The sequence below is a fragment of the Burkholderia sp. D-99 genome (assembly GCF_011605345.1).
GTDB lineage: Bacteria > Pseudomonadota > Gammaproteobacteria > Burkholderiales > Burkholderiaceae > Burkholderia.
The window spans coordinates 220,091-246,679 of record NZ_JAAOXM010000005.1 but is presented as its reverse complement, the minus strand read 5'-3'; the positions used below and the strand labels follow the sequence as shown (position 1 = coordinate 246,679).

The 26,589-nt window shown below is 66.8% G+C and carries 22 protein-coding genes and 1 pseudogene; 19 read left to right on the top strand and 4 right to left on the bottom strand.

Annotation, left to right across the window (positions count from 1 at the left end; genetic code table 11):
• Positions 1 to 595: 595 nt before the first annotated feature.
• From HAV18_RS20695 to HAV18_RS20645, 11 genes and pseudogenes are all read left to right on the top strand, one after another.
• On the top strand, positions 596 to 1,735 hold the full coding sequence (locus HAV18_RS20695; protein WP_166959159.1) for an ATP-binding protein: 1,140 nt from the start codon (positions 596 to 598) through the stop codon (positions 1,733 to 1,735).
• Between the two features lie 430 nt (positions 1,736 to 2,165).
• Positions 2,166 to 3,323, top strand: coding sequence for an efflux RND transporter periplasmic adaptor subunit (locus HAV18_RS20690; protein ID WP_166959157.1), 1,158 nt, complete (start codon positions 2,166 to 2,168; stop codon positions 3,321 to 3,323).
• A gap of 20 nt (positions 3,324 to 3,343) precedes the next feature.
• Positions 3,344 to 6,487, top strand: a complete 3,144-nt coding sequence (locus HAV18_RS20685) for an efflux RND transporter permease subunit (protein WP_166959155.1) — start codon at positions 3,344 to 3,346, stop codon at positions 6,485 to 6,487.
• A 4-nt stretch (positions 6,488 to 6,491) separates the two neighbouring features.
• Positions 6,492 to 7,934: an efflux transporter outer membrane subunit gene (locus HAV18_RS20680; protein WP_166959153.1), complete on the top strand. Its 1,443-nt coding sequence runs from the start codon at positions 6,492 to 6,494 to the stop codon at positions 7,932 to 7,934.
• Between the two features lie 113 nt (positions 7,935 to 8,047).
• Complete coding sequence (locus HAV18_RS20675) at positions 8,048 to 8,737, top strand: response regulator (protein WP_166959151.1); 690 nt, start codon at positions 8,048 to 8,050, stop codon at positions 8,735 to 8,737.
• Positions 8,734 to 8,994 (top strand): hypothetical protein, encoded by a 261-nt coding sequence (locus HAV18_RS20670; RefSeq protein ID WP_166959149.1) that lies wholly within the window; start codon positions 8,734 to 8,736, stop codon positions 8,992 to 8,994. Before HAV18_RS20675 ends, HAV18_RS20670 begins: the two co-directional genes overlap by 4 nt.
• Before the next feature lie 51 nt (positions 8,995 to 9,045).
• Positions 9,046 to 9,174 (top strand): annotated as a pseudogene (locus tag HAV18_RS20665) (lipoprotein-releasing system transmembrane subunit LolC); the annotation flags it as partial.
• Positions 9,175 to 9,372: 198 nt separating this feature from the next.
• On the top strand, positions 9,373 to 10,020 hold the full coding sequence (locus HAV18_RS20660) for a paraquat-inducible protein A (RefSeq protein ID WP_166959147.1): 648 nt from the start codon (positions 9,373 to 9,375) through the stop codon (positions 10,018 to 10,020).
• A complete protein-coding gene (locus HAV18_RS20655; RefSeq protein ID WP_166959145.1) occupies positions 10,017 to 10,664 on the top strand; it encodes a paraquat-inducible protein A in 648 nt (215 codons plus the stop codon). The genes HAV18_RS20660 and HAV18_RS20655 overlap by 4 nt, the downstream gene beginning before the upstream one ends.
• Positions 10,661 to 12,331 (top strand): intermembrane transport protein PqiB, encoded by a 1,671-nt coding sequence (locus HAV18_RS20650; RefSeq protein WP_166959143.1) that lies wholly within the window; start codon positions 10,661 to 10,663, stop codon positions 12,329 to 12,331. The genes HAV18_RS20655 and HAV18_RS20650 overlap by 4 nt, the downstream gene beginning before the upstream one ends.
• Complete coding sequence (locus HAV18_RS20645; RefSeq protein WP_166959141.1) at positions 12,328 to 12,957, top strand: membrane integrity-associated transporter subunit PqiC; 630 nt, start codon at positions 12,328 to 12,330, stop codon at positions 12,955 to 12,957. The genes HAV18_RS20650 and HAV18_RS20645 overlap by 4 nt, the downstream gene beginning before the upstream one ends.
• 87 nt (positions 12,958 to 13,044) lie before the next feature.
• On the opposite strand, the gene HAV18_RS20640 is transcribed toward HAV18_RS20645, so the two are convergent.
• The gene (locus HAV18_RS20640; RefSeq protein ID WP_166959139.1) at positions 13,045 to 14,199 is read right to left on the bottom strand and encodes an AraC family transcriptional regulator; all 1,155 of its coding nucleotides are present in this window, start codon (positions 14,197 to 14,199) and stop codon (positions 13,045 to 13,047) included.
• Entirely contained in the window at positions 14,199 to 15,833 is a 1,635-nt protein-coding gene (locus HAV18_RS20635; RefSeq protein WP_166959137.1) for an AMP-binding protein, read from the bottom strand. Before HAV18_RS20635 ends, HAV18_RS20640 begins: the two co-directional genes overlap by 1 nt.
• Positions 15,834 to 16,134: 301 nt before the next feature.
• On the opposite strand from HAV18_RS20635, the gene HAV18_RS20630 reads away from it, so the two are divergent.
• The 3 genes from HAV18_RS20630 to HAV18_RS20620 all read left to right on the top strand — a co-directional run bounded on the left by HAV18_RS20630 (position 16,135) and on the right by HAV18_RS20620 (position 18,925).
• Positions 16,135 to 16,926 carry an HAD-IIB family hydrolase gene (locus HAV18_RS20630; RefSeq protein ID WP_166959135.1) on the top strand — a complete coding sequence of 264 codons (792 nt, stop codon included), beginning with the start codon at positions 16,135 to 16,137 and terminating at the stop codon, positions 16,924 to 16,926.
• Positions 16,927 to 17,226: 300 nt separating this feature from the next.
• Complete coding sequence (locus tag HAV18_RS20625; protein ID WP_166959133.1) at positions 17,227 to 17,682, top strand: carboxymuconolactone decarboxylase family protein; 456 nt, start codon at positions 17,227 to 17,229, stop codon at positions 17,680 to 17,682.
• A 139-nt stretch (positions 17,683 to 17,821) separates the two neighbouring features.
• The gene (locus HAV18_RS20620; RefSeq protein WP_166959131.1) at positions 17,822 to 18,925 is read left to right on the top strand and encodes an AraC family transcriptional regulator; all 1,104 of its coding nucleotides are present in this window, start codon (positions 17,822 to 17,824) and stop codon (positions 18,923 to 18,925) included.
• A gap of 109 nt (positions 18,926 to 19,034) precedes the next feature.
• Here HAV18_RS20620 and HAV18_RS20610 read toward each other — a convergent pair whose 3' ends face one another.
• Both HAV18_RS20610 and HAV18_RS20605 read right to left on the bottom strand, forming a co-directional pair.
• Positions 19,035 to 20,540, bottom strand: coding sequence for a HAMP domain-containing sensor histidine kinase (locus tag HAV18_RS20610; protein ID WP_166959129.1), 1,506 nt, complete (start codon positions 20,538 to 20,540; stop codon positions 19,035 to 19,037).
• Complete coding sequence (locus tag HAV18_RS20605) at positions 20,540 to 21,259, bottom strand: response regulator transcription factor (RefSeq protein WP_166959127.1); 720 nt, start codon at positions 21,257 to 21,259, stop codon at positions 20,540 to 20,542. The genes HAV18_RS20610 and HAV18_RS20605 overlap by 1 nt, the downstream gene beginning before the upstream one ends.
• 485 nt (positions 21,260 to 21,744) lie before the next feature.
• On the opposite strand from HAV18_RS20605, the gene HAV18_RS20600 reads away from it, so the two are divergent.
• The 5 genes from HAV18_RS20600 (at position 21,745) to HAV18_RS20580 (ending at position 26,382) form a co-directional block, all read left to right on the top strand.
• Entirely contained in the window at positions 21,745 to 22,038 is a 294-nt protein-coding gene (locus HAV18_RS20600) for a hypothetical protein (RefSeq protein WP_166959125.1), read from the top strand.
• Positions 22,029 to 22,748: a thioesterase II family protein gene (locus HAV18_RS20595; protein ID WP_166959123.1), complete on the top strand. Its 720-nt coding sequence runs from the start codon at positions 22,029 to 22,031 to the stop codon at positions 22,746 to 22,748. Before HAV18_RS20600 ends, HAV18_RS20595 begins: the two co-directional genes overlap by 10 nt.
• A gap of 136 nt (positions 22,749 to 22,884) precedes the next feature.
• Positions 22,885 to 23,835: a UDP-glucuronic acid decarboxylase family protein gene (locus HAV18_RS20590; protein WP_166959121.1), complete on the top strand. Its 951-nt coding sequence runs from the start codon at positions 22,885 to 22,887 to the stop codon at positions 23,833 to 23,835.
• Between the two features lie 159 nt (positions 23,836 to 23,994).
• Entirely contained in the window at positions 23,995 to 25,305 is a 1,311-nt protein-coding gene (locus tag HAV18_RS20585; RefSeq protein ID WP_166959119.1) for a diaminobutyrate--2-oxoglutarate transaminase family protein, read from the top strand.
• A 78-nt stretch (positions 25,306 to 25,383) separates the two neighbouring features.
• Positions 25,384 to 26,382, top strand: a complete 999-nt coding sequence (locus HAV18_RS20580; RefSeq protein WP_166959117.1) for a TauD/TfdA family dioxygenase — start codon at positions 25,384 to 25,386, stop codon at positions 26,380 to 26,382.
• The last annotated feature ends 207 nt before the right edge of the window (positions 26,383 to 26,589 follow it).

Sequence of the window (26,589 nt, the reverse complement as noted above, 5' to 3'; positions counted from 1 at the left end):
TTCAACAAATAGAAAACATTAACTATTGTAGGTCATGATACATAACAACTGTCCATGAAAAAAAGCAGGGTATTCCCCTGCCTCGAAAGCGCCTTGATCGCCTGGAATCATCGGGCAGGAATCGGGGCCAGCCGATGGCCCAACACGCCTGCCGACCCGAGCCGCCCCGCACTGCCAGCGTCGCTCGCTTTCCAACGCACCCCGAACCATCGTGTCATCCGGTGGCCAATTTCGTGCGGTAACATTGCGATTCGATGGAGTGAATAGCAAAAACCAAAGCGGACACCATGACTGAAGAATCCATACCGTCCCGCGCGAGTCGAGCCGTTCGGCCACTGTCTCTGTCGGTCGGGAGCGATCCCGTTGATGCAAGCCCGGCCCTCTCCGGTCCCGGGCGACATGGCGCCTCCGGCACATCTGCAGCCGGGAACCTTGGCGCACCGAGGCGCGCCGCCGCCTCCCGCACCGCGTCGGCAGCTCCTGACCGGCACACCGCTCGCCCGCCCCGGTCACACGTCTCCGTTGACGCCACGGCAACCAGACCGCGCAACCTTCCCGTCGTGAACCGACACAACACCACGCTTGGGAGCACGAAATGAAGCTCGGAGGGCTCGGCCGCAAGATTGCGGTGTCGATGGCGGAGCTGGCGCTCGGCATCACGTTGATCGTCGTGCTGATGCTCTATGCGTTCTACTACGTGATGCTCCGGCACTGGAGCGAGGTTTGCTACCAGGCGGGCTGGTTTCCGTCGAACCCCGAGTGGATCTGGCTGGGCATCACCATCGTGACCGGCCTGGCGCTCGCGATTGTCGCGTCGGCGCGACTCGCGCACCGGATTCTGGTGCCGCTCAATTCCGTCGCCGACAGCATTCGCCGCGTCGCCAAGGGCGACCTGACCGCGCGCGCCGTCGCCGGCGACCGATCGATGCGCGAAGCCGCGCTGATCGCGGACGACTTCAATGCACTCGCGGCCCAGCTGCAGCGCATGACGGACGAACAGGCATTCTGGAATGCCGCGATCGCTCACGAGCTGCGTACGCCGGTCACGGTCCTGCGCGGGCGGTTGCAGGGGCTGGCGGAAGGCGTCTTCCAGCCGGGCGAGGCGCTGTTCCGAAGCCTGTTGACCCAGGCGGAAGGACTGACGCGCCTGATCGAAGATCTCCGCGTGATCAGCCTCGCTGAAAGCGGGCATCTGAGCGTCAGCATCCAGGAGACCGACCTGGCGACGCACATCAAGGCGGTCGTCGAGGTGTTCGAGGATTCGCTGGCCGCAAACGGTCAACACATGGTGCTCGATCTCGATACGCGGCCCATGCGCTGCGACCCGTTCCGGATGCGCCAGGCGCTGCTCGCGCTGCTGGAGAATGCGCGGCGCTATGCGGTACCCGGCGCGATACGCATTCACACGCGCGTCGAGAGCGGCACCTGTCGCTTGCTGATCGAAGACGAGGGGCCGGGCATCCCCGCCGATTGCGCGGCCCGGATTTTCGATGCATTCCGGCGCGTGGACGATACGCAGTCCAGCCAAAAGGGCGGCAGCGGCCTGGGGCTGGCCGTCGTCGCGGCCATTGCGCAGGCGCACGACGGAGAGGCATCGTGCCGCCCGGCGGCATGCGGCGGCACGGCGTTCGAATTACGCTGGCCCGACAGCCCCGCATCGCCGTGCGTCGCCACGCCGAACCGGAAGGACGTGACGTCCGCCACGCAACGCTCCGTCGATACCGATCCGTGCTGAACTGCCTGGCGAGCCGTCGACACGCCCCGTGCGCCGGCCTGCCGCCCCTCAACCTCGCGCACACCACCACTGAACGGGCGGTGCGCCTGCGTCAAGCGATGCGCCCGTCGCCCACGCCGAAGCGCTCCTCGCGGTAACGGCGCCCGGAGCGCCAAGCCGGCGATGCCGATGGCATGCACGGCCGCCGCCATTTCATCAGATGATTGCGGCATTCCGGGATGCCCTCGCCGCCCATCCCGCTCCCGGATACCGCCAGGTCGCCCCGGGAGCCCGTCATCTTCGGGCTCGGCCCGCCGCCGCATCGCCCTCCCGCCATTCTTTCGCCCCTCCATCAAACCTCCATCTTTCCGCACAAAAAACTCCATCGGGCACACGCACACTGCGAACCGAAAATGCGGGCCATTGGGTGCCTGCGTCCCAAGGAGTCCACATGAAGAATCAGAAACGAGCCTGCTACAGCGCCGTGTGCGCGCTGGTGGCGGCGATGCTGGCGGGCTGCGGGCCCTCCGAACAGCAGGCCGCCGCGCCGGCCATCCCGGTTGCGGCGATGACGCTGGCGGCCTCGCCCCTCGACCTGACCGAAGACCTGCCCGGCCGCGTCGCGGCCCACCGGATCGCGGAGATCCGGCCGCAGGTCAGCGGCATCGTGCAGCGACGGCTGTTCGAACAGGGCTCGGAAGTGCGGGCGGGCGAGCCGCTGTTCCAAATCAACCCGGCGCCGTTCAAGGCCGACATGGACACGGCCGCGGCGGCCCTGCAACGTGCGGAAGCCGCGCTCGAACGGGCCAAGGTGCAGACCACGCGTCTCAAGCCGCTGGTCGAGGCCGACGCGATCAGCCGTCAGGTCTACGACGACTCGGTGTCGCAACGCGACCAGGCTGCCGCCGACGTCGCGCAGGCCCGCGCGACGCTCGCGCGCCGCCAGCTCGACCTGAAGTTCGCGACCGTCGAAGCGCCGATCACGGGCCGCATCGACCAGGCCCTCGTGACCGAGGGTGCGCTCGTCGCGAGCAGCGACAGCCAGCCGATGGCACGCATCCAGCAGATCGACCAGGTTTATGTGGACGTCCGCCAGCCGGCCGCGTCGCTCGATTCGCTGCGCGGCGCGCTCGCGGGACAGCCGGACGACGCGGGCAACGGCCTGCCGGTCGACGTGCTGCGCGACGACGACTCGCGCTACGACGTGAAGGGCCGCATGCTGTTCTCGGGCGTCAACGTCGACCCGGGTACCGGCGACGTGCTGCTGCGCGTGCTGGTCGACAACCCGAAGCGCGAGCTGCTGCCGGGCATGTACGTGCGTGCCCGCATCCCGCGCGCGCACTACGCCAACGCGCTGACCGTCCCGCAACAGGCGATCGTCCGCGCCGGCGGCAAGACGCAGGTCTGGGTGCTCGACGCGAAGGGCGCCGCGCATCTCAAGGGCGTCGAAGTCGGCGAGCTGACGCACCGCAGCTACCGCATCAAGTCGGGTCTGCAGGCGGGCCAGAAGGTCGTCGTCGAAGGCATGGAGCGCCTGAGCGACGGCGCGGCCGTGACCGCGACCGCATGGAAGGCGCCTGAAGCGGTCAACACCGCTTCCACGCACTGAGTCACGGGGAGCCTCCAGTCATGTCCCAATTCTTCATCCGGCGCCCGGTCTTCGCGTGGGTGATCGCCCTCTTCATCATCCTGCTGGGCCTGATCGCCATCCCCGAACTGCCGGTTGCGCGCTATCCGTCGGTCGCACCGCCGAGCGTGACCATTACCGCCACCTACCCGGGCGCCACGCCGCAAACGATGAGCGACAGCGTGCTGAGCCTCATCGAGCGCGAACTGTCCGGCGTGAGAAACCTGCTGTACTTCGAATCGTCGGCGGATACCTCCGGTCAGGCGCAGATCACCGTGACCTTCAAGCCCGGCACCGATTCCGCGTTGGCGCAGGTCGAGGTACAGAACAAGCTCAAGACCGTCGAACCGCGCCTGCCCCCCGTCGTGCGTCAAAACGGCGTGAACGTGCAATCGGCCGCCACGGGCTTCCTGCTGTTCGTCGGCCTCAAGTCGGAAAGCGGCCGCTACGACGAAAACGCACTCGCGGATTACATGGCGCGCAACGTTGTCGAGGACTTGCGACGTGTCGAAGGCGTCGGCAAGGTGCAACTGTTCGGCTCCGAACAGGCGATGCGCATCTGGGTCGATCCGCAGAAGCTGATCACCTACGGCCTGTCGATGAGCGACCTGACGACGGCCATCAGCCAGCAGAACATGCAGATCGCCCCGGGCAGCCTCGGTGCGGCGCCCGCACTGCCGGGCCAGCGCGTGACGGTGCCGCTCACCGCGCAAGGCCAGCTCACGTCACCGGAGCAGTTCGCAAAGATCGTGCTGCGCGCGAATGCGAACGGCTCGAAGGTCGTGCTCGGTGACGTCGCGCGGGTCGAACTCGGCCCGCAGGCATTCACCTTCGTCAACAGCGAGAACGGCAAACCCGCCACCTTCGCCGGCGTACAGCTGGCGCCGGGCGCCAACGCGGTGAAGACCGCGGAGGCCGTGCGCGCGCAGCTGGACATGATCGCCAAGACCATGCCGGCCGGGATGACCTACTCGATCCCGTTCGATACCGCGCCGTTCGTGAAGATCTCGATCGAGAAAGTGATTCACACGCTGCTCGAAGCGATGGTGCTCGTGTTCCTGGTGATGTACCTGTTCCTGCAGAACGTGCGCTACACGCTGATCCCGGCGATCGTCGCGCCGGTGGCGATGCTCGGCACCTTCACGGTCATGCTGATGACAGGCTTCTCGATCAACGTGCTGACGATGTTCGGCATGGTGCTCGCGATCGGCATCATCGTCGACGATGCGATCGTCGTCGTGGAGAACGTCGAACGCCTGATGATGGAAGAAGGCCTGTCGCCGAAGGACGCGACGATCAAGGCCATGAAGGAAATCACCGGCGCCATTATCGGCATCACGCTGGTGCTGACGGCCGTGTTCCTCCCGATGGCGATGTCGAGCGGCTCGGTCGGCGTGATTTATCAGCAGTTCACGCTGTCGATGGCCGTGTCGATCATGTTCTCGGCCGTGCTCGCGCTGACGCTGACGCCGGCCCTGTGCGCGACGATGCTCAAGCCGGTCGAGCCTGGCCACCACGAGAAGCGTGGCTTCTTCGGCTGGTTCAACCGCCGCTTCGACCGCCTCACGGATTGGTACGAAACGCGCGTCGGCCGGCTGGTCGGCCGCACGGGCCGCGTGATGCTGCTGTTCGTCGCGATCGCCGTCGCGCTGGTGTTCGGCTTCCGCATGCTGCCGTCGTCGTTCCTGCCCGAGGAAGACCAGGGCTACTTCATGACCGGCTTCCTGCTCCCGGCGGATTCGACCGTCGAGCGCACGGGTGACGTGGTCAAGACCCTCGAGAAGCATCTCGCGTCGCGTCCGGCGATCCAGTCGAGCATCTCCATCATCGGCTACGGCTTCTCCGGCCTCGGCTCCAACGCGGCACTGAACTACGCGGTGCTCAAGGACTGGGACAAGCGCGAGGGTTCGTCCACGCTGGAAGAAGCGATGCGCGCGCAGGCCGCGACGGGCGGCGTGACGGAAGGCACGGTCATGAGCCTGTTGCCGCCGGCGATCGACGGGCTGGGCACCAGCTCAGGCTTCACGATGCGTCTGCAGGATCGCGCCAACCAGGGCTACGCGGCGCTCAAGGCGGCTGAAACCAAGCTGCTCGAACTGGCCGCGCAAAGCAAGGTGGTGACCGGCGTCTATCCGGACAGCCTGCCGGCCGGCACGAGCGTGCGGCTGGACATCGACCGCGACAAGGCCGAAGCGCTCGGCGTGTCGTTCACGACCATCAGCGACACGCTGTCGGCCGCGATGGGCTCGACCTACGTGAACGACTTCCCGAACGCGGGCCGCATGCAGCAGGTGATCATCCAGGCCGATGCCCCGGCACGCATGCAGATCGACAACGTCATGAAGCTCTACGTGCGCAACGCGACCGGTGGCATGGTGCCGCTGTCCGAAGTGGTGCATCCGGTCTGGTCGGAAGCCCCGCTCCAGATGGTGCGCTTCCAGGGCTACCCGTCCGCGCGTATCTCCGGCGGTTCGGCCCCCGGCTACTCCAGCGGCGCGGCAATGGCCGAGATGGAGCGTCTGGCAGCGCAGTTGCCGCCGGGCTTCACGGTGGCCTGGACTGGCCAGTCGCTGCAGGAGCGTGAATCGGCATCGCAGGCGCCGATGCTGATGGCGCTGTCGATGATCGTCGTGTTCCTGGTGCTCGCGGCGCTCTACGAGAGCTGGGCGATCCCGTTGTCGGTGATGCTGGTGGTGCCGCTCGGCCTGATCGGCGCACTCGGCGCGGTGATGCTCCGCGGGCTGCCGAACGACGTGTTCTTCAAGGTCGGGATGATCACCGTGATCGGCCTGTCGGCGAAGAACGCAATCCTGATCGTGGAGTTCGCGAAGCAGCTGCGCGAAGAGGGTATGGGGCTGATCGAGGCTGCCGTACAGTCGTCCAAGCTGCGCCTGCGTCCGATCCTGATGACGTCGTTCGCGTTCGGGCTCGGCGTGGTGCCGCTCGTCATCGCCTCCGGCGCCAGCTCCGAGACGCAGCACGCGATCGGTACCGGCGTGCTGGGCGGCATGATCACCGCCACCGTGCTGGCCATTTTCTTCGTTCCGGTCTTCTTCGTGTTCGTGATGAGCCTCCAGGAACGCATCTCGGCATGGCGCGCATCCGGCAAGAAGCCCGCCACCGTGACCCACGAACAAGAAGGTTGATGCCATGCGATTGCTCATTCTTTCCGCTGCGGTTTCCGCCGCCCTCGCGCTGTCGGCCTGCTCGATGGCACCCAAGCTGGTCAAGCCCGAGATGCCGGTGCCGACCGCCTATACGACCGCTGCCGCGGCCGACCAGCACGCGAACGCAGCCGATCTCGGCTGGCGCACGATGTTCGGCGACCGTCGCCTGCAGCGCCTGATCGAGCTCGCGCTCGACAACAACCGCGACCTGCGCCTGGCCGCGCTGAACGTCCAGGCCGCCGAAGCGCAGTACGGCATCCAGCGTTCCGCGCGCCTGCCGTCGATCGGCACCGGTGCGAGCTTCACGCGCCAGCGTACGCCGGCCGACTCGCAATCGAACCCGCCGGTGTTCGAGACGACGCAGAACCAGTACGGTGTAAACGTCGGCGTCAGCGCGTTCGAGATCGACCTGTTCGGCCGCGTGAAGTCGCTGTCCGATGCAGCTTTCGCGCGCTACCTCGCAACCGATCACGGCCGCCGCGCGGTGCAGATCGCGCTCGTCGGCTCCGTGGCCAACGCGTATTTCGCCGAGCGCCTCGCGCAGGAACAGCGTGCGCTGTCCGAACGCACGCTGAACGACTGGCGTCAGTCGCTCGATCTCGCACGCCGGCTCAAGGAAGCGAACCAGGCGAGCGGCGTCGACATCGCGCAGGCCGAAGGCCAGGTCGCGAGCGCCAGCGCCGATCTCGAAGCGCGTTCGCGCGCCGTCGAGCAAGCACGCAACGCGCTACGTCTGCTGGTCGGCACCGACCTGCCGAAGACCCTGCCCGACCCGCTGTCGCTGGAACGCCAGCCAGTGATGACGCAACTGCCGGCCGGCCTGCCGTCGGAATTGCTGTACCGCCGGCCGGACATCCAGCAGGCCGAGCAGAACCTCGTCGCCGCCAACGCCGACATCGGCGCGGCACGCGCGGCGTTCTTCCCGCGCCTGTCGCTGACCTCGTCGATCGGCTTCCTGAGCCCGGGGCTGGGCAGCCTGTTCGCCGGCGGCCAGAACGTGTGGAGCTTTGCGCCGCAGGTCACGCTGCCGATCTTCCAGGGCGGCCGGCTGCGTTCCGAACTGAATCTCGCGGAAGTGCGCAAGTCCAGTGCGGTCGTCGAGTACGAACGATCGATCCAGACCGCGTTCCGCGAAGTGGCCGACGGCCTCGCCGGGCGCGAGACGTTCAGCCGCCAGATCGACGCGCAGAGCCGGGTCGTCAAGAGCGCCGAGCGCCGTACCGATCTCGTGAACCTGCGCTATCGCGCCGGCATCGAGGATCGGCTGGAACTGCTCGACTCGCAGCGGCAGCTGTATGCCGCGCGTCAGGCCTTGCTGGATCTGCGCAATGCCGAACTGGGCAACGCGGTCGCGCTCTACAAGGCGCTCGGTGGCGGTCTGGTCGACACCGACGTGCCTCCCGCCAACAACGTGGCGAACAACTGAGCAACGAGTCGTCGCCCTTCCGTTCGCGACGACTGAACGCACGGTGAAGTCCGGCGGCGCACGTGCCGCGCCGCCGGCCCGCCTGCAGGTCACGCTCACTTCCGGTGAACCCGATGAACCCTCTGATACTCATTGCCGAAGACGATCCGGAGATCGCCGAAATACTCGACGCCTATCTCGCTCACGACGGCTATCGCACCTACCGCGTCAGTCACGGCCAGGCCGTGCTCGACGTGCAGCCCGTGCTGAAACCCGACCTGATCCTGCTCGACGTCAGGATGCCGAAGAAAGACGGCTGGGAAGTCCTGGTCGAACTGCGGCGCCGCGGCGACACGCCGATCGTCATCATCACGGCGCTCGACCGCGAAATCGATCGCTTGCAGGGGCTGCGCTTCGGTGCGGACGACTACATCACGAAGCCCTTCAATCCGGCCGAGGTGGTCGCGCGCATCCGTGCGATCCTGCGCCGCCTGGAAACAACCGCAGCGGGACGCTTCATCAAGGTCGGCAACCTTGAAATCGACACGCAAAGCTACCTGACCACGGTCCGCACGGACATCGGGGAAACCAGCATTTCGCTGACGCTGACCGAATTCCGGCTGCTCGCCCACCTGGCCGGCTCGCCGAACCGCGTGTTCACGCGCAGCGAACTGATCGACGCCTGCCTCGCCGACGTCGACGCGCTGGAGCGTACCGTCGACAGCCATATCAGCCGGTTGCGCAAGAAACTCGAATGCGCGGGCGCGTCCGGGATGCCCGAGGTGATGCGCGGCGTCGGCTACCGGCTGCGCAGCACCCAGTGAACGCGCCTCATGGATCGCGGCTGCGCGTTGCGCGGATCATCGGCCTGCTGACGGTCGCTGTCGTGCTGACGATCGCGACCGGGTGGTTCGTCGTCTACGGGCTGATCCTCGCCGTTTCGTCTCCTGCGACCGACCACCCGATCGCGGTGGTGATCCGGGAGACGCCGAGCTATCTGCTGCTGGCCGCCTTGCTGCTGGCCGGGCTCGTCGCGACGGTCATCGATCTCGTCAAACTGGCGCGCAGGTCAGGCTTGTAACCCGTTGCGCCGCATTCGCTGCCAGCCCCTTCCCCCGTGAAAAGACTTTTTCTGAAACTCCCGTACGAGTGGCAGATCGGGTTGCGCTATGCGCGTCCCGGCAAGCGTGCGGGTGGAAACGGCTTCACGTCGTTCGTTGCGCTCGCTTCGATGACGGGCATCGCGCTCGGCGTTGCTGCCCATTCGTTTCGACGAAAGTCCGGCGAAAGATAGCACTCCCATCCAACCCCGGTTCGCCGTTGTCGTGACAGATTGTGTGCGCCTGTAGAGCCACCCGGCAGCCTGCGCCTTTTGATCCCGCTCCATCGTTTCTCCATCAAACCGCACAAAAACGTCCATCGACGCCACGCACACTGCGAAGCAAGTCATCGAGCACGCATGCGCGAGCAACACGAACACATGGACACGTTTCCGACCCTGATCGCCTGTGAGCATTGCGACAGCGTCTACCGGCGCCGCGCGCTGGCGCCTCACGAGGTCGCGCGGTGCGAACGCTGCGCCGCCGTGCTGTTCCGATCGAGCTGGCTCGATATCGACCGATGGCTCGCGCTGGCGGTTGCGGCCGGCGTGGTCTTTGCCATCGCCAACCTCTGCCCGATCATGCGGATCAGCGTGCAGGGGCTGCACAGCGAGGCCACACTGTGGCAATCCGCGCTCGCGCTTGCCCAGGGTTTCGCCGCGCCGATCGCGATTCCGACGGCCCTCGCGATCGTGGTGGTGCCGTTCCTGCAGATCGCCACGCTGATCTGGTTGCTGGCCTTTGCCCGTGCCGGACATCGCGCACCCGCATTCGGCCCGCTGATGCGGCTGCTCGTCGCGCTGCGGCCCTGGAGCATGATCGAGGTCGGATTGCTCGGCATCCTGATCGCCATCATCAAGCTGTCCAGCATCATGCAGATCATTCCCGGCGCCGGCTTGTGGGCCACCGCCGTGCTGATGGTGCTGATCCCGCTGATCGCGGGTCACGACGCGCGCCAGCTGTGGGACTGGGTCGTCCCGGTGGAAGCCGACGGAGGCCGCCCGTGAGCCTGCCCGTGCGCGCCAGTCAGCTGGGCATGGTCGGGTGCCATGCATGTGGCCTCGTCTGCCGCACGCACGCATCCGCCGCGCACGACGCCCATCCGCATGCCGCGGAAACGGCCCGCTGCCCGCGATGCGGGGCCGCGCTGCACGCGCGTCGTTCGGACAGCATCGTGCGCGCCTGGGCGCTCCTGATCGCCAGCCTGATCTTCTACATCCCGGCCAACCTGTTGCCGGTGATGCGCACCACGCTGCTCGGCAGCCACAGCGAATCGACGATCCTCAGCGGCGTCGTGGTGTTCTGGAAAGCCGGCTCGTACGGCATCGCGTCGGTCATCTTCATCGCGAGCGTCGTCGTGCCGTGCACGAAGTTCCTCGCGCTCGGCATGTTGCTCGTCACGACCGGCCGGCGCAGCGTGTCGGCCATGCGCGAGCGGGCCGTGCTGTACCGCGCGGTCGAGCTGGTCGGTTACTGGTCGATGCTGGACGTGCTGGTCGTCGCGATCATCTGTGCGCTGGTGAAGTTCGGTCCGCTGTCCGAGATCGAACCGCGCGCCGGCATTTTGTTTTTCGGCATGGTCGTCATTCTCACGATGCTGTCTGCGATGAGTTTTGACCCACGCCTCATTTGGGACGCCGAAGAAGCATGAATCCTGCATCCGGCCCGCAAGGCCTCGAACCCCACGACCCGCCCGTGTCACGCAACCGGCTGCGGCTTTCGCTCGTCTGGCTCGTGCCGCTCGTCGCGGCGCTGATCGGCCTGTCGATGGTGATCCACGCGTGGTTGTCCGTCGGGCCGGAAATCACGATCACGTTCAGCACCGCGCAGGGTCTCGAGGCCGGCAAGACGCCCGTCAAGTACAAGGACGTCGTGATCGGCACCGTGACCGCCATTTCGCTGAGCGACGACAGTTCACACGTGGTCGCGACGGTTTCGTTCGTGAAGAATGCACGCAACCTGATTCGCGACGACACGCGCTTCTGGGTCGTGCGGCCCCGCGTCGGCATGAGCGGCGTATCGGGCATCGATACGCTGTTCTCCGGCGCGTACATCGGCATGGACACGGGCCGCTCCGACAAGGCGCGCAAAGCCTACACCGGGCTCGAAACGCCGCCTACCATCATCAACGGCACGCCGGGAACGAGCTTCGCGTTGCGGGCCACCGATCTCGGCTCGCTCGATATCGGCTCGCCGGTCTATTACCGCCATCTGATGGTGGGCCACGTCGCGTCGTACAAGCTCGACATGCAAAGTCGCGACATGAACCTGCAGGTGTTCATCGATGCGCCGTACGATCGCCTGGTGACGACCGATACGCGCTTCTGGAATGCGAGCGGCATGGATCTTTCGCTCGACGCGAACGGCCTGAAGCTGAAAACCCAGTCGGTCGCGACGATCGTGGGCGGCGGCATCGCGTTCGCGACACCGGAAGACGGCGGCACGGCGGCCGCCCCTGCCGGCAACCTGTTTACGCTCGCCGCCGACGAAGCTGCCGCGATGGCCGCTCCGGACGGTCCGTCCCAGCTCATCCGGCTGCGTTTCGAACAGCCGTTGCGCGGGCTCGCGGTCGGGGCGCCGGTGGAATTTTCCGGCATCGAAATGGGCAAGGTCGTCTCCACCCAGCTCGACTTCGACCGTGCCACCCAGCGTTTCCGGTCCATCGTCATGGTCAAGGTTTATCCGTATCGTCTCGGCCCCGTCGTCGAGAAACTGCAGAAGACCGAAGGCAACGGCAATCCGCGCGCGGCCCAGTTCCTCGCGGGCCTGGTCGAGCACGGGCTCCGGGCGGAAACGCGTACCGGCAACCTGCTGACGGGGCAGCTCTACATTTCGTTCGATTTCGTGAAGAACGCGCCGAAGGTGCCGTTCGACGCCAATGCGACGCCGCTGACCATTCCCACTGTCACCAGTACGTTCGACAAGCTGCCGGAGCAAGTCGCCGAAATCGTCGACAAGATCAACAAGATGCCGCTGAATTCGATCGGCAAGCATGTCGATTCGAGCCTGACGAACCTGGACGCGACGCTCAGGCAGGTCAACGGCCAGTTGCTGCCGTCGACGACGCGCGCGCTCGACCAGGCGAACCAGACGTTCGGCGCGTTGCGTCAGGGCATCGCCGAGGACGGTCCGCTTCAGGAAAACCTGGCGAACACGCTGACCGAAGTCCAGCGTACCGCGCGCTCGTTGCGCACGCTGACCGACATGCTGGGCCGCCGTCCCGAATCGCTGCTGCGGGGAACCGGGGCCGATCATGCACTGCTCGCGCCGGCTGACACTTCAACCCCGCCTGTCCAGCAGGAGCCACGACAACCATGAGCTTCCCGATTCGCGCCAGGACGATCGCCCTGGGCGCAGGTGCCGTCATCGCGCTGACCGCCTGCGCGTCGAACCCGGTGCATTACTACACGCTCGTCTCGCCGGCCACGTCCGCGACGGCAACCACTGCGCGCGGCACCGCGCCGCTGGCGATCAACGTGTTGCCGGTCGGCATTCCCGCCCAGCTCGACCAGCAGCAGATGGTCGTTCGCAGCGGCACGGGCAGCGCGGTGATACTCGACAACGAACGCTGGGTCGCACCGCTCGGCGACGAGCTGCGCGCGGCACTTTCGTCGGCACTCGTCGAGCAACTGGGCGCGCGCAACGTCACCGGCCTGCCGCGTCCGTCGAACCAGGCCGTCATGAGCATCCGCACGCAGGTGCGCCGCTTCGATGCGTGGCCCGGGAGCATGGCCCAGTTCGAAGCCGACTGGGCCGTCGGTGTGCAGCAGGACACGCCGGGCCCGCGCATTTCGTGCAGCACGCGGCTCAACGAGGCCGCTCCTGGAAGCTATGCCGACATGGTGCGCGTGCAACAGCGCATGATCGAGCAGTTCGCCGCCCGGATCGCGAGCACCGTGCGCAGCTTCGGCAGCGGGCGCCCTGCCTGTCCCGTCGACTCGTGAAGCGCCCCGCCTATGGGAGCCGTCCATGGGAACCCGCGAAGGGAGCCGGTTATGGGAACCGGCTCCGTTGACCCTTGAAGCGACGCGTTATGCGCGCCGCCGGTAAGTCCCCGGCGTGCTCCCCGTCCAGTGCCGGAACGCGCGATGGAACGCGCTCGGATCGTCGAAGCCGATGTCGGCACCGATCGCCGCGATCGTGTCGGGCGTATCGGTCAGCCGCTGGATCGCGATGTCGCGCCGCAACTCGTCCTTGAGCACCTGGAACGTCGTCCCTTCGGCGGCCAGGTGGCGGCTCAACGTGCGCACCGAGCAATGCAGGTGCTCGGCCGCCTGGTCGATCACCGGCAGGTCGGGCAACGCTGCCGACAGGTACTGCCGCACGCGATGGCACACGAGCTGTTCGCTGAACGATTCGAAGATCCAGTCGCCGGGTGCGCGCGCGAGGAACTTGCGCAGGTTGCGCTTGCTCTGCCGGATCGGCGCGTCGAGGTAATCCGCACTGAAGCGCATCAGCGTGCGCTCGCAGTCGAACGCCACGGAGCCGGTGAAGAAATACAGGTGGTCGACCGCATGGCGCGGCCGCGGGCACGCGAACTCGATCTGCAGCAGCGGAATCTTCTGCCCGATCAGCCAGGAGCACACGCCGTGCACGAGCTTGAGCATCAGTTCCTGGCCGAGCGCGCCGATCGGGCCGATGGCGTCGTTCGGGCGCAGCAGCACCTGCGCGACGAGGCCGTCGCGCTTCGATTCGACGAAGAAATCGTCGAGCAGGATATGGAAGAATTGCCCGAAACGGTGCTGCGCCGTTTCGAGGTTGCGCGCATCGAGCAGGCTCAGGCACAGGTACTTCAGCGTGCCGCCGCGCAGCGGGCGCGAAAAGATGCCGGGCATCTCGTCGTCGAGGTCGATCGCGAGCGTACGGTACAGCGTCGAGAACTGTTCCTCCGTCACGCGCGCATGCGGTTCGCCGAGCAGCTCGATCGGGATGCCGGCTCCGCGCAGGTAGCGCTCGACCACGTCGCGCTGCGCACCGGCGCTCGCGAGGAAGCCGTTGACGAGCGAGATCGGCACCGTCGCGCTCGGCGACGGCAGCGCCCGCCCGGGCCCGGGCTGGGCGGAAAGTGAATCTGAACCGGTCATCGCGTCCCCGTCGATCGAACCGCTCGCATTGTACTTGAGCGGCCCGCGCGGAGCCTTCCGGGCCTTCGGCGCGCCGGGCCCTGCGCGGCGCGCCGACGCCATCAGTCGGTGCGGCTGAGTTCCCGGCGCAGGATCTTGCCGACGGTCGACTTCGGCAGCCGGTCGACGAAGCGAATCAGCTTCGGCACCTTGTAGGCCGCGAGGCTCTCGCGGCAATGCGCGACGAGTTGTTCCTCCGTGACGCAGGCATCCTGCGCCAGCACCACGAACAGCTTGACGGCCTCGCCCGTGCGCGCGTCCGGCACGCCGATGCACGCGCATTCGGCAACGCCCGGCACGGCGGTCGCGACGGCTTCCACCTCGTTCGGGTACACGTTGAAGCCCGACACGATGATCATGTCCTTCTTGCGGTCGACGATCCGCAGGAAGCCGGCTTCGTCGAACACGCCGACGTCCCCCGTGCGGAAATAGCCGTCGGCCGTGAACGCGGCCGCATTCGCTTCCGGCTTCTGCCAGTAGCCGCTCATCACCTGCGGCCCCTTCACGCAGATTTCGCCCGCGCCGCCGATCGCCACCTCGTTGTCCTGGTCGTCAAGCAGCTTCACGTCGGTCGACGGCAGCGGCAGGCCCGTGGTGCCCGTGAACGCGTCGATCGACTGCGGGTTGAACGACACGACCGGCGACGTTTCCGACAGCCCGTAGCCCTCGCGGATGAAGTTGCCCGTCACCGCCTTCCAGCGCGACGAGATCACGTCGATCACGGCCGCGCCGCCGCCGGCCGACAGCTTCAGCCGCGACCAGTCGACTTCCGTCAGGCGCGGATGGCCGGCGAGCCCCGCGTACAGCGTGTTCACGCCGACGAACACCGTCGGGCGCGCGGCCTTCAGCACGTCGATGAAGCCGTCCATGTCGCGCGGGTTCGCGACCAGCCAGTTCTGCGCGCCGATCGCGAAGTAGGACAGGAAGTTCACCGTCAGCGCGAAGATGTGATACAGCGGGATCGCCGTGACGACGACCTCCTCGCCCGGCTCGCGCGCGGCCGGCACGATCGCACCGAACTGCGCGATGTTCGCGACGAGGTTGCGGTGCGACAGCGCGGCCCCCTTCGACAGGCCCGTCGTGCCGCCCGTGTACTGCAGCAGCAGCAGGTCCGCGCCGCCGAGCGGCACCGGTTCGAACGCGAGCGACTCCCCGGCGGCAATGGCTTCCGCGAGCGGGACCGAACCAGGCGGCAGCGCGTCGCATGCACCGGCCGGCGCATCGACGACGCCGAGATCGCCGCGCCCGACGCTCAGCACGGTGCGCACGCGCGTGCCGCCGACCACCTCGGCGAACGTGCCCATCGACCCGCCGCACACCACGGCGACCTCGACGCCCGCATCGTTGAGCTGATGCTCGAGCTCGCGCGCCGTGTAGTGCGGGTTCACGTTGACCTGGATCGCGCCGATCTTCGCGACCGCGACGAACGCGACCGGAAACGCGAGCACGTTGGGCAGCATCACGGCCACGCGATCGCCCTTGCGGACGCCCACGACCTGCTGCAGATACGCGGCCAGCGCGGTCGACAGGCGGTCGACGTCGGCATAGGTGAGCGTGCGGCCGTACGCATGGAACGCCGGACGACCGGCGAAACGGCGCATCGCGTCGTCCAGCAGCGCGCTTACGGAAGGATGGCGATCGGGATCGATCTCGGCGGGGATCGAGCCATACGACCCGGTCCAGTGTCTCTTCGTCATGTCTCACTCCACGGGGGACGGCGCGCCAGCTGCGCGCCGTTCGCACGACGGCCTGCACGCCGGAGGGCGCGGGCCAGTCGCCTGACTGGCGACTATCGCCCGCGCGGCGTACTTTGCAAATGATCCGGGCGGCCGAAAAGATGATCGAAACGGACACGCGCGCATGCGCTTGTCTAGGCAACTTCGTGGAGCGCCGCGCAGAATCGTATATTCCCCGGCACGAATTGCAAAGCATCAAGCGGCGTAGCACGGCCCGTCGCCCTTCTTCATAATCGACGATCGTCATTCATTCGTCGCGCACATGCAGCCGCTTGCCCTGGCCCCCGCCGAAGCCTTCTCGTCCGTTCGATTCGTGCTGACCGACATGGACGAGACCCTGACCTATCAGGGCCGCCTGGCCGCGCAAACCTACGCGGCGCTCGAACGCCTGCAGGCCCGCGGCATCCATGTGATTCCCGTGACCGCCGCGCCGGCGGGCTGGTGCGACCAGATGGCGCGCATGTGGCCGGTCGACGGCGTGATTGCGGAAAACGGCGGACTCTTCATCCGGCGCAGCCCGGACGGGCATGGCGTCGAACGCCGTTACTGGCATGCGGACGATGCGCTCGCCGGCGCGCGCGACGCACTCCGGCGCATTGCGCGGCAGGTCGAGACGGCCGTACCCGCCGCCCGTCACGCGGACGACCAGGACTTCAGGCTGACGTCGCTCGCGTACGCCCGCACCGGCAGCGACCAGGACGACCGCATACGCGACGCGCTGGTCGCGGCCGGCGCGGACGCGACCATCAACAACCTGTGGATCATCGGGTGGGTCGGCGGGTACGACAAGCTGTCGATGTCGCTGCGCGTGCTGTCGGACACGTTCGGCATCGACGCCGGCTCGGCGCGCGAGTGCGTCGCCTATTCCGGCGATTCCACCAACGACGCGCCGATGTTCGGCTACTTCACGCACACGGCCGGCATGAGCACCGTGGTCGAGTATCTGCAGCAGTTGCCTGCGTTGCCGCGATGGATCACGCAAGGCCCGGGCGGCAGCGGGTTCGTGGAGTTCGCCGATGCGATTCTGCGCACGCGTGCGGACGATCGGGGCTGACCGCGCCCGCACATCGACTATCGCGTGATCGGCATGAACAACATACGGGATCCGGCGATTCCTGTCGCCGGCCGCACCTGATACGATCGCTTCGCTTCCGGTTCGCCACGGCCGAACGTGCCGCGCGCCGCCGCCCATGAAGCCGCCGGATCCGCACAACGGATCAAGTGCGCATCTCGCCTGTTCTCGCCGGTCGATCCCGCTGCCTGATAATCAGGAATACTGTACATATGGCGCCGACCACGGCAGCACGCCAAACCGGAACAAGACAACCAACAACACTTTCAAAGGTCAGTCGCCATGCCAGAACGCATCTCGTTTGGACAACTCCCCGCCCGGCTGCTCGACGTCGTGCTCAACGTCGAGGCCTACGCGAACGACACCGGCCACGACTTCCGGCTCGTCGAGCTGGTACGCGCACGCGTGTCGCAGCTCAACGGCTGCGCCTATTGTCTCGACCGGCATATCAAGGAAGGCATTCACGCGGGCGAAGACCCGCTGCGCTACCACCTGCTGCCCGTCTGGCACGAAACGCCCGGCCTCTACAGCCCGAAGGAGCAGGCCGCGCTGCGCTGGGCCGAGGCGCTGACACTGATCAGCGAGCACGCGATCGGCGACGAACTCGTCGACGCGACGCGCGCGCATTTCGATCGCGACGAACTGGCCACGCTCACGCTGATCGTCGCGCAGATCAACACGTGGAACCGGCTCGCGAAGCCGTTTGCATGGGAGGCCGGTGTGTTCCAGGCGGGTTGAAGCCGGTTCGCGGCGCCCGACGCGCGCCGCGCCGGGTGGCGCCGGCGCGCGTATCAGGGTGAACCCTGTGGCGCATGGGACCGATCCCGAGCAGAATTGCGTGCCGTAAACGATATCGATTCGGACGCAGGATGCTCCCATGCCGCGCAGCGCGCCCTTGAACCCGACGACCGCCCGCGCAGCCCGCCTGCCGGACGTCGAGCCGATCCACGCGTTGCGCCAGCAGCGCTTCACGCCGGCCAAACTGGCCGTGCTGCTCGACGTGGCGGCACAAGCCGGCCTCGACCCGGTCGCGGTGCTCGACGGTACCGGCCTCACGCCGGCCGCCGTCGCAGACCCGTTCACGCTCACGTCGCCGCTGCAGTTCCTCACGGCCGCGCGCAATGCCATCGGCCGCTACGACGGCTCCGATCTCGGCGTGCGCGTCGGCCACCGGCTGCACGTGTCGAGCTACGGGATGTACGGTTACGCGATGCTGTGTTCGGAATCGCTCGCGCACGCGTTCGAATCGGCCGTCAAATATCACCGGCTCGCGAACGGCATGCTCGGGATCCGCTGGGTCGAACAGGGCGATACCGCGTCGTGGCTGTTTCCCGACCGGCACGAAGTCGCGCTGCCCGATCTCGACGAGCCGCTGTACCGTTTCCTGATCGACATGCAGTTCGCGCTGCACGTGACGATCATCAAGGACGTGATGGGTGCGTGGTGCGTGCCGGCGCGCGCGCAGTTCGTGCAGCCGCGGCCGACGCACGCGGCGCTGCTGGGCGATGCGCTCGAATGCCCGATCGCCTTCGACCAGCCGCATCATGTGCTCAGCTACCCGGCCGCGTGGCTCACGCGCGCGCCGCAGCTCGCGAATCCGATTACCGCCGCGCAGGTGTCGTCGCACTGCGCGAGCCTGCTCGATGAATTGCGCAGCCAGGCCGGCGTCACGCGGCGCGTGTACCAGGAACTCACGCGCACACCCGGGCAGTTTCCCGATATCGACGCGATCGCGGCGATCCTGTGCGTCACGTCGCGCACACTGCGCCGCAAGCTCGAAGCGGAAGGCACGTCGTACAGCGATCTGCTGGCGAGCGTGCGCAAGGCGCTCGCGATCGACTATCTCAGCACGACCACGCTCAGCACCGAGGACATCGCATTGACGCTCGGCTTCAGCGATGCGGTGGGTTTCCGCCACGCGTTCAAGCGCTGGACCGGCATGACACCGAGCGACGTGCGGCGCAACAAGCGCGGCGGTTGAGCGCGGGGGCTGGTGGTGCTGGCGGTGCTGGCGGTGCTGGTTGTGCTGGCGGTACTGGCGGTGCTGGCGGTGCTGGCGGTGCTGGCGGTGCTGGCGGTGCTGGCGGCAGTCAGCGTCCGTCGCCGATCGCCGGCGTGGCCACCGCCAGCGCGAACTCGAACACCGCGCCACGCCCGGCCCGGTCGACCAGCCGGATACTGCTGCCGTTGAGCGCCAGCATCCGGTGCACGATCAGCAGCCCGAGGCCGCCGCTCGTCACCGCGCCGCCGCTCATCGGCCGCTGCGGCCGCTGGAACAACCCTTCGCGCCGCGCCGCCGGAATCCCTTCCCCGGTATCGGCCACGGTCACGAGCACGCGGTCGCCGCGCGGCTCCAGCGTGACCTCGACCTCGCCATGCGCAGGCGTGTGCCGCAGCGCGTTGTCGAGCAGGTTGGTCAGCACGCGCTCGATCATCCCGAGATCGGCCGACACGACCGGCACCCGCGGCGGAATCCGCGCATGCAGCGCAACGCCGCGCGCCTGCGCGGTCAGCTCGAACTTCTGGAACACGTCCTGCACGAGATCGACGAGCGAGAACGGCTCGCGTTCGGCCTGCACGCCGCCCGATTCGAGGCGGGCGAGCTCGAACAGCGCCTGCGCGAGCCGGCCGACCTTCGCGCTCTGCGCGAGCGCGATCGACAGGTAGCGCCGCCGTTCGGTCTCGGCGAGCGTGTCCGCCTTCAGCGACAGCGTCTCCAGGTAGCCGTGCAGCGACGTGAGCGGCGTGCGCAGGTCGTGCGAGATGTTCGTGATCAGCTCGCGCCGCTGCTGGTCCTGGTGCGTCAGCGCACGCCACTGGTCGCCGATCCGGTCGGCCATCTGCGCGAACGCGGATTCGAGCACGACGATGTCGTCGCCGCGCCGGCCCGGACGCGAACGCGGCACCGGCGGCTGCGTGTCGGGCGTGCCATTCGCGTCGAAGCGGCGCATCGCGTCCGTCAGCCGGCGCAGCGGGCGCGTGATGAAGCTGAACGCGGTGAGGCCCGCGAGCAGGCCGAGCAGCGCGACCAGCGCCATCGACCACAGTGTCGTGCGCAGCACGTTGCCGGCGTCCACGCGCGCGGCCAGCTGGTCGTGCGCCTCGCCGAGCAGCACCACGTAGATGTAGCCCGACGGCGGCTGCCCCGCGCGCTGCAGCGGCGCGGCGCTGAAGACCTTGCGTGCGTCGGGGCTGCGCGGGTCGTCGCCGAGGATCGGCAGCGGCTCGCCCGCGATGAAGCGCTGCACGGGGGCGAGATCGACACGGTCGCGCTTCACGTGGCCGGGCGGCGCATCGTCGCCCTTGATGCGCCCCGCGTTGTCGAGCAGATAGACCTCGACGCTCGGGTTCACGCCCATCAACTGGCCGAACAGCGTGCGCACGGCGTCCGGGCGCAGCCCGTTCGCGTCCATCAGCGGTGCGCTGTGGGTCACGCTGTTGACGATGTTGGCGGCCAGGTCGCGGGACAGCCCCTGCACGACTTCCTGTTCGCGCATGTCGTTCGCGCGGATCTGCAGCCACGCCGACGCGCCCGAGCACGCGAGCAGCAGCACCGAGAACACGAGCGACAGCCGCTGGGTGAGGGTGAGCTTCATCATCCGTCCCGCTGTCCCGGCGCGGCGAGCTTGTAGCCGCGGCCCCACACGGTGAGGATCCGCACGGGCTCCGCCGGGTCGGCCTCGATCTTCGCGCGCAGCCGGTTGATGTGGGTGTTGACCGTGTGTTCGTAGCCTTCGTGCTGGTAGCCCCACACGGCATTGAGCAGGTCCATCCGCGAGAACACCTTGCCCGGGTGTCGCGCGAAGAAGTACAGCAGGTCGAATTCGCGCGGCGTGAGGTCGATGCGCGTGCCGTCGACGCTCGCTTCGCGCGCGATCGGGTCGATCGCCAGCCCCGCGACGTCGAGCGTACCCGCGTCGATCCGCGAATCGCGCGCGAGCGCATCGACGCGCCGCAGCAGCGCCTTCACGCGCGCGACGAGTTCGAGCACCGAGAACGGCTTGGCCAGATAGTCGTCGGCGCCGAGCTCGAGGCCGAGGATCCGGTGCACCTCGCTCGAGCGCGCGCTCGTGATGATGATCGGCGTGTAACGCGTCATCGCACGTGCGCGCCGGCAGATTTCGAGGCCGTCGACGCCCGGCAGCATCAGGTCGAGGATCAACGCATCCCAGCCACCCTGCTCGAGCAGGCGCAGCCCTTCGGCGCCGTCCGCGCTGTGCACGACCTCGTAGCGCTCGTCGCGCAGGTGCAGGCTCAGCACGTCGGCGATGTCGGCGTCGTCTTCGACGATCAGGATGCGTTTCGGTTGGTCCATGGCGGCGGGTGGCGGCACGTCGGTGCCGGGGGTGGATATCGGTTCGGGCCGGCCCCGGGCCCGGGCCGGCTGGCCGGTTTCCCCGGGGGCGAATCGCGGTTACGTGCCGCGCTGCCGCCATTGTGCAAAATTTTGCGGGGGGAAGGGATCACATTTCGTTTAATTTTGGATCGCGCCCGTGCCGTGAGCCAATACCCGCAGCGCTTTCCGCCCCGTCCCCTTTTGCCGGGCCTCGCGGCCTGGTCGGCCCAACCCAATTGGCCCACGATCGAGACTCGGGCCATGTGGCTCAAATTCGTGCAGGAATTCGTGGTCACCGAGCGCGACGTCGCCAGGACCGGTGTCAACTCCCCCGCATTCCTCTGCCGCGCGCATGACGACGCTCGAACTGCACACGTCCCGTTTTTCTACGACATACATCCACGCGGCCTCATGTTTAACTCATGCCCAGCCGGGTCGGGTGCATTCCGAATCCTGGCGGCACCATGAATTTCCATGACGCGAATCAACGCTTCCGCGACTGCTCGCGTGCGGCCTCGCAGCCTTCGTACAGCGCTAGCGAACCGGCTATGGAAACGGCCTGTCGCCTGGCGCATCGCGAAGCCGCGCCGGGTGTTCAAGCCCGATTCCCGCCAGGTGAAGATGGCCGACGCATCACCATGAAAACAATGACCGAACCTTTAGTCGTGAACAACGCCGAACCCGTGAATGCCTGCAGCGCGATCTCCGGCAGCCCGGCAGCAAGTACGCCGATCGAGTACCCGCTCGCATGCGTCTGATCTGTTTCCCTTACGCGGGCGGCTCGGCCGCCGTCTATCGTGGCCTGCAACCGCTATTGCCCGGGATCGAGGTGCACCGTCATGAGCTTGCCGGCCGAGGCAGCCGCCTGTCGGAGCCTGCCGTGCGGGATATGGCGACGCTGATCGACGCGTTGCTGGACGACCTGGGCAGTTGCTTCGATCGTCCCTTCGCACTGCTCGGCCACAGCATGGGCGCGGCGATTGCCGTCGAACTGGCGCTGCGGCTTCCCGCGCATGCGCGACCGAACCTCCGGCATCTGTTCGTAAGCGCGCGCGCTGCACCGGGCAAGGAGCGCCCCGTTCGACGGATGCAGGCGCTGGACGACCGCGCGTTCATCGACGCGCTGCGCGAGATGGGCGGTACACCGAAGGCGGTGCTGGACAACCGCGAAATGATGGCGTTGATGATGCCGGCGCTGCGTGCGGATTTCACGATGATCGAAAACTACCGGGCCGTGCCTGGACGCAGGCTGGCAGTCGACATCACCGCGTTCGCGGGCGTGGCGGATGAACAGGTCCCTGCCGATTCCGTTTCAGGCTGGGATGCCGCGACGACCGGGCGCTGCGATTTTCATGTCATCGACGGCGATCACTTCTTTATCCGGAGCGAAATGCGGGCGATGGCCGACATCATTGCGACGCGCCTGCGGCGCGCGGATCACGTTGCATCGACCGCCCTGCAAGCGTGACGGGCATCGCACACGTCGGGGTCCGCATCGCGCGATCGGCGTGCCGTGATCGTCGAAGCGAAGCGCCTCGCGGTCCCGCCGAACGTGCCCGGGGGCAGCTCGCCAGTTACCTACGCGTCAAACCTGGAGTGCAATTGTGCAACGTAATCGAAAGCGGATCCTCGTAACCGGTGGCGCGGGTTTCCTCGGTTCGCATCTGTGCGAGCGCCTGATCGAACTCGGTCATGACGTCTTGTGCGTCGACAACTATTTCACCGGCACCAAGCAGAACGTGGCCGCGCTGCTCGGCAACCCGAGCTTCGAGGCGCTGCGCCACGACGTGACCTTTCCGCTGTACGTGGAGGTGGACGAGATCTACAACCTCGCCTGTCCGGCATCGCCGATCCACTATCAGTTCGATCCCGTGCAGACCACCAAGACCAGCGTGATGGGCGCGATCAACATGCTGGGGCTCGCGAAGCGCACGCACGCACGCGTGCTGCAAACCTCCACGAGCGAAGTGTACGGCGACCCCGACGTGCATCCGCAACCGGAGACGTACCGGGGCAACGTCAACCCGCTCGGGCCGCGTGCGTGCTATGACGAAGGAAAACGGTGCGCGGAGACCCTGTTCTTCGACTATCACCGCCAGCAAAACGTGCAAATCAAGGTGGTACGGATCTTCAACACGTACGGGCCGCGCATGCATCCCAACGACGGTCGCGTCGTATCCAACTTCATCGTGCAGGCGCTGCGCGGCGAGGACATCACGCTGTATGGCGACGGCAGCCAGACCCGCGCGTTCTGCTATGTCGACGACATGGTCGGCGGCCTGATCCGGATGATGGACACGCCCGCGAACATCACCGGCCCGATCAATCTCGGCAATCCGCATGAGATCGCGGTCAGTGAACTCGCGCAGATCATCTTGCGCCTGACGGGCTCGAAGTCGCGAATCGTATTCCGGCCGCTGCCGAAGGACGATCCGACGCAACGTTGTCCGGATATCACCCTCGCACGCACCCACCTCGACTGGAAGCCGACAATCGGGCTCGAAGTGGGGCTGCGTCGAACCATCGACTATTTCCGCTCGACCGTGCCGGCCTGACGCCACGCCGGTGTCCCGCTTTCCCGTGGCAGACGCGATACGGAGACCATGCTTCAATCAGCCGTACCGCTGCACCCTTGCCGTTGCACCATTGGCCGACACGAAGCGATGCAGATTCGCCAGTGTCCATCATCCGCGCTGCAAGCCGGATCCCCAAGCATGGAAAAACTCGATTATCTCAAGCATGTCGAATCGAACGCGCGAACCTATGCGACGTCGTTTCCACGGCTGTTTACCCATGCCGAAGGCATACGCATGCGCGACTCCGACGGGCAGGAATACATCGACTGCCTGTCCAATGCCGGAACGCTCGCACTCGGGCACAATCACCCGGAAGTCAACGAAGCCGTCATGCGGTTCCTGTCCTCCGGTCAACTGCAACAGGCGCTCGACCTGGCGACGCCGGCCAAGCACGCGTTCGTCGAACAGCTGTTCTCGATGTTGCCGAACGCGATCGCTGATACCGGCAAGATCCAGTTCTGCAGTCCGAGCGGAGCGGATGGCGTCGAAGCGGCGATCAAGCTCGCCCGGCATCATACGGGCCGCCCGACGATCATGGCGTTCCACGGCGCCTACCACGGCATGACGACCGGCGCACTCGCCGCATCGGGCAATCTCACGCCGAAATCGGCCGGCAGCAACGGGCGCGACGTTCATTTCCTGCCCTACCCCTATGCCTTTCGCTGCCCGTTCGGCACCGACGGCTCGGCAACCGATCAACTCAGCATCAACTATATCCGGACGGTCCTGTCCGATCCCGAGAGCGGGATCACGAAACCCGCGGCCGTCATCGTCGAAGTCGTGCAAGGCGAAGGCGGCTGCATCCCCGCTTCCGACGCCTGGCTGATCGAGTTGCGCGAGCTGACGCTGCGGCATGAAATCCCGCTGATCGTCGATGAAGTGCAGACCGGCCTCGGCCGAACCGGCGCGCTGTTCGCCATCGAGCATTCCGGCATCCGGCCGGACGTCCTGGTGTTGTCGAAGGCGTTCGGCGGCGGCTATCCGCTGTCGGTGGTGGTCTATGACAAGCGCCTGGACACCTGGCCGCCCGGCTCGCACGCGGGCACCTTCCGCGGCAACCAGATCGCGATGGTGGCCGGTTTGTCGACCATGCGCATCGTCGATCGGGACGGGCTGCCGGCGCACGCGGACACGGTCGGCAAGCTGCTGGTCGCCGGCCTCGAACGTATTGCCGAACGCTTCCCCAGTCTGGGCCAGATCCGCGGCCGCGGCCTGATGATCGGCGTCGAAGTCGTGCTGCCCGGCCGCGATGGCCAACCCGGCCCGACCCATGCGGCGCTCGCGCAAGCCATCAAGCTGAATTGCCTGCGCAACGGACTCGTGATCGAAACCGGCGGCCGTCATGGCGCGGTACTCAGGTTCCTGCCGCCGTTGATCGTCTCGGAAGCGGACATCCACGAGATTCTCAACCGCTTCGAACAAGCGGTGGAAACGGCCTGCCGCGCATAGGCACACCGCAGCGTAACCGTGAAGACCGGTCGGTCCGCGGTGCGTCGCGATCCACATCCAGATAAGGAAGAGTTGACCATGCTGGGCATGACGGAGCGCAAGCTGCTTGCCGACGGGGCCTCGCCGTTGCTGCTGGAGCCGGCATCGAGCGGGCGAGTGAACGGGCACGATCTCGTGCTGGCGGTGAACGACAATCGGGTTGAACTCGAATCGCGGCTTCTGGAACATGGCGCGCTCCTGTTTCGCGGTTTCGACGTGTCATCGGTCGCCGAATTCGAGGCGTTTTCGAACGCGGTGTCGGCTCATCAGTCCGACTACGTCTATCGTTCCACGCCGCGCACCTCGATCGGCAACGGCATCTTCACCGCCACCGAGTATCCGCCGAGCGAGACGATCGCGCTTCATTGCGAAAACGCGTATCAACGCAGCTGGCCGCTGCGCGTCGCATTCTGCTGCCTTTGCGCACCCACGGCCGGCGGCGAAACGCCGATCGCCGACATGCGGGAGGTGAGCCGCCGGATCGGAGCACGCATCCTGGAGAACTTCGAGGCGAAGCAGGTTCGCTATGTCCGGCACTACCGGCGGCACGTCGACATTCCGTGGGAAACCGTCTTTCAGACCACCGACCGCAGCCAGGTCGCGGCCTTCTGCGCAGACAACGGCATCGAGCACGAATGGCTCGACGACGACACGTTATGCACCGCACAGATCAACCAGGGCGTGGCCTACCATCCGGTCACGCGTGACCGGGTTTTCTTCAACCAGGCCCACCTGTTCCACCTCTCGAACCTGGAAGCATCGCTCGCCAGTTCGATCGTCAGCCTGTTCGGCGAGGATCGCGTTCCACGCAACGCGTTCTACGGCGACGGGAGTCCATTCGATCTCGACGACATCGGGCAAATCCGCAACGCGTACCGCGAAAGCGCGATCCAGTTTCCCTGGCAGCAAGGCGACGTCCTGCTCGTCGACAACATGCGATTCGCGCATGGGCGCAATCCCTTCGACGGCGAGCGCAAGGTGATCGTGTCGCTGCTGGATCCCTACTCCCCCGACACGGGAACGCCGTCGGGCAGGTAGTCGGCAAACCATGACCGTGCGAATGAATGACCGGTCCGATTGAATACGCGCACGAAACGTCGTGTCCTTGAATTACAGGGCAGACGCCGGTTTGGCGCGATGCTCTAATCTCGATACAACCCGATTCAAGAAGCAAGGCTGGCGGGCGCGCCGCGACTGGTCCTGAGGTCACGCGACGCGACAGTGAACCCGGTATGCGCCCGGCAC

What these genes read in the sequence shown, in the direction of transcription:
- HAV18_RS20595 (WP_166959123.1), top strand. Translation starts at nt 22,029, where the DNA reads ATGCGTCTGATCTGTTTCCCTTACGCGGGCGGCTCGGCCGCCGTCTAT.
- HAV18_RS20695 (WP_166959159.1), top strand. Translation starts at nt 596, where the DNA reads ATGAAGCTCGGAGGGCTCGGCCGCAAGATTGCGGTGTCGATGGCGGAG.
- HAV18_RS20650 (WP_166959143.1), top strand. Translation starts at nt 10,661, where the DNA reads ATGAATCCTGCATCCGGCCCGCAAGGCCTCGAACCCCACGACCCGCCC.
- HAV18_RS20610 (WP_166959129.1), bottom strand. Translation starts at nt 20,540, where the DNA reads ATGAAGCTCACCCTCACCCAGCGGCTGTCGCTCGTGTTCTCGGTGCTG.
- HAV18_RS20625 (WP_166959133.1), top strand. Translation starts at nt 17,227, where the DNA reads ATGCCAGAACGCATCTCGTTTGGACAACTCCCCGCCCGGCTGCTCGAC.
- HAV18_RS20630 (WP_166959135.1), top strand. Translation starts at nt 16,135, where the DNA reads ATGCAGCCGCTTGCCCTGGCCCCCGCCGAAGCCTTCTCGTCCGTTCGA.
- HAV18_RS20580 (WP_166959117.1), top strand. Translation starts at nt 25,384, where the DNA reads ATGCTGGGCATGACGGAGCGCAAGCTGCTTGCCGACGGGGCCTCGCCG.
- HAV18_RS20685 (WP_166959155.1), top strand. Translation starts at nt 3,344, where the DNA reads ATGTCCCAATTCTTCATCCGGCGCCCGGTCTTCGCGTGGGTGATCGCC.
- HAV18_RS20635 (WP_166959137.1), bottom strand. Translation starts at nt 15,833, where the DNA reads ATGACGAAGAGACACTGGACCGGGTCGTATGGCTCGATCCCCGCCGAG.
- HAV18_RS20680 (WP_166959153.1), top strand. Translation starts at nt 6,492, where the DNA reads ATGCGATTGCTCATTCTTTCCGCTGCGGTTTCCGCCGCCCTCGCGCTG.
- HAV18_RS20620 (WP_166959131.1), top strand. Translation starts at nt 17,822, where the DNA reads ATGCCGCGCAGCGCGCCCTTGAACCCGACGACCGCCCGCGCAGCCCGC.
- HAV18_RS20585 (WP_166959119.1), top strand. Translation starts at nt 23,995, where the DNA reads ATGGAAAAACTCGATTATCTCAAGCATGTCGAATCGAACGCGCGAACC.
- HAV18_RS20600 (WP_166959125.1), top strand. Translation starts at nt 21,745, where the DNA reads ATGAATTTCCATGACGCGAATCAACGCTTCCGCGACTGCTCGCGTGCG.
- HAV18_RS20675 (WP_166959151.1), top strand. Translation starts at nt 8,048, where the DNA reads ATGAACCCTCTGATACTCATTGCCGAAGACGATCCGGAGATCGCCGAA.
- HAV18_RS20645 (WP_166959141.1), top strand. Translation starts at nt 12,328, where the DNA reads ATGAGCTTCCCGATTCGCGCCAGGACGATCGCCCTGGGCGCAGGTGCC.
- HAV18_RS20605 (WP_166959127.1), bottom strand. Translation starts at nt 21,259, where the DNA reads ATGGACCAACCGAAACGCATCCTGATCGTCGAAGACGACGCCGACATC.
- HAV18_RS20640 (WP_166959139.1), bottom strand. Translation starts at nt 14,199, where the DNA reads ATGGCGTCGGCGCGCCGCGCAGGGCCCGGCGCGCCGAAGGCCCGGAAG.
- HAV18_RS20660 (WP_166959147.1), top strand. Translation starts at nt 9,373, where the DNA reads ATGCGCGAGCAACACGAACACATGGACACGTTTCCGACCCTGATCGCC.
- HAV18_RS20690 (WP_166959157.1), top strand. Translation starts at nt 2,166, where the DNA reads ATGAAGAATCAGAAACGAGCCTGCTACAGCGCCGTGTGCGCGCTGGTG.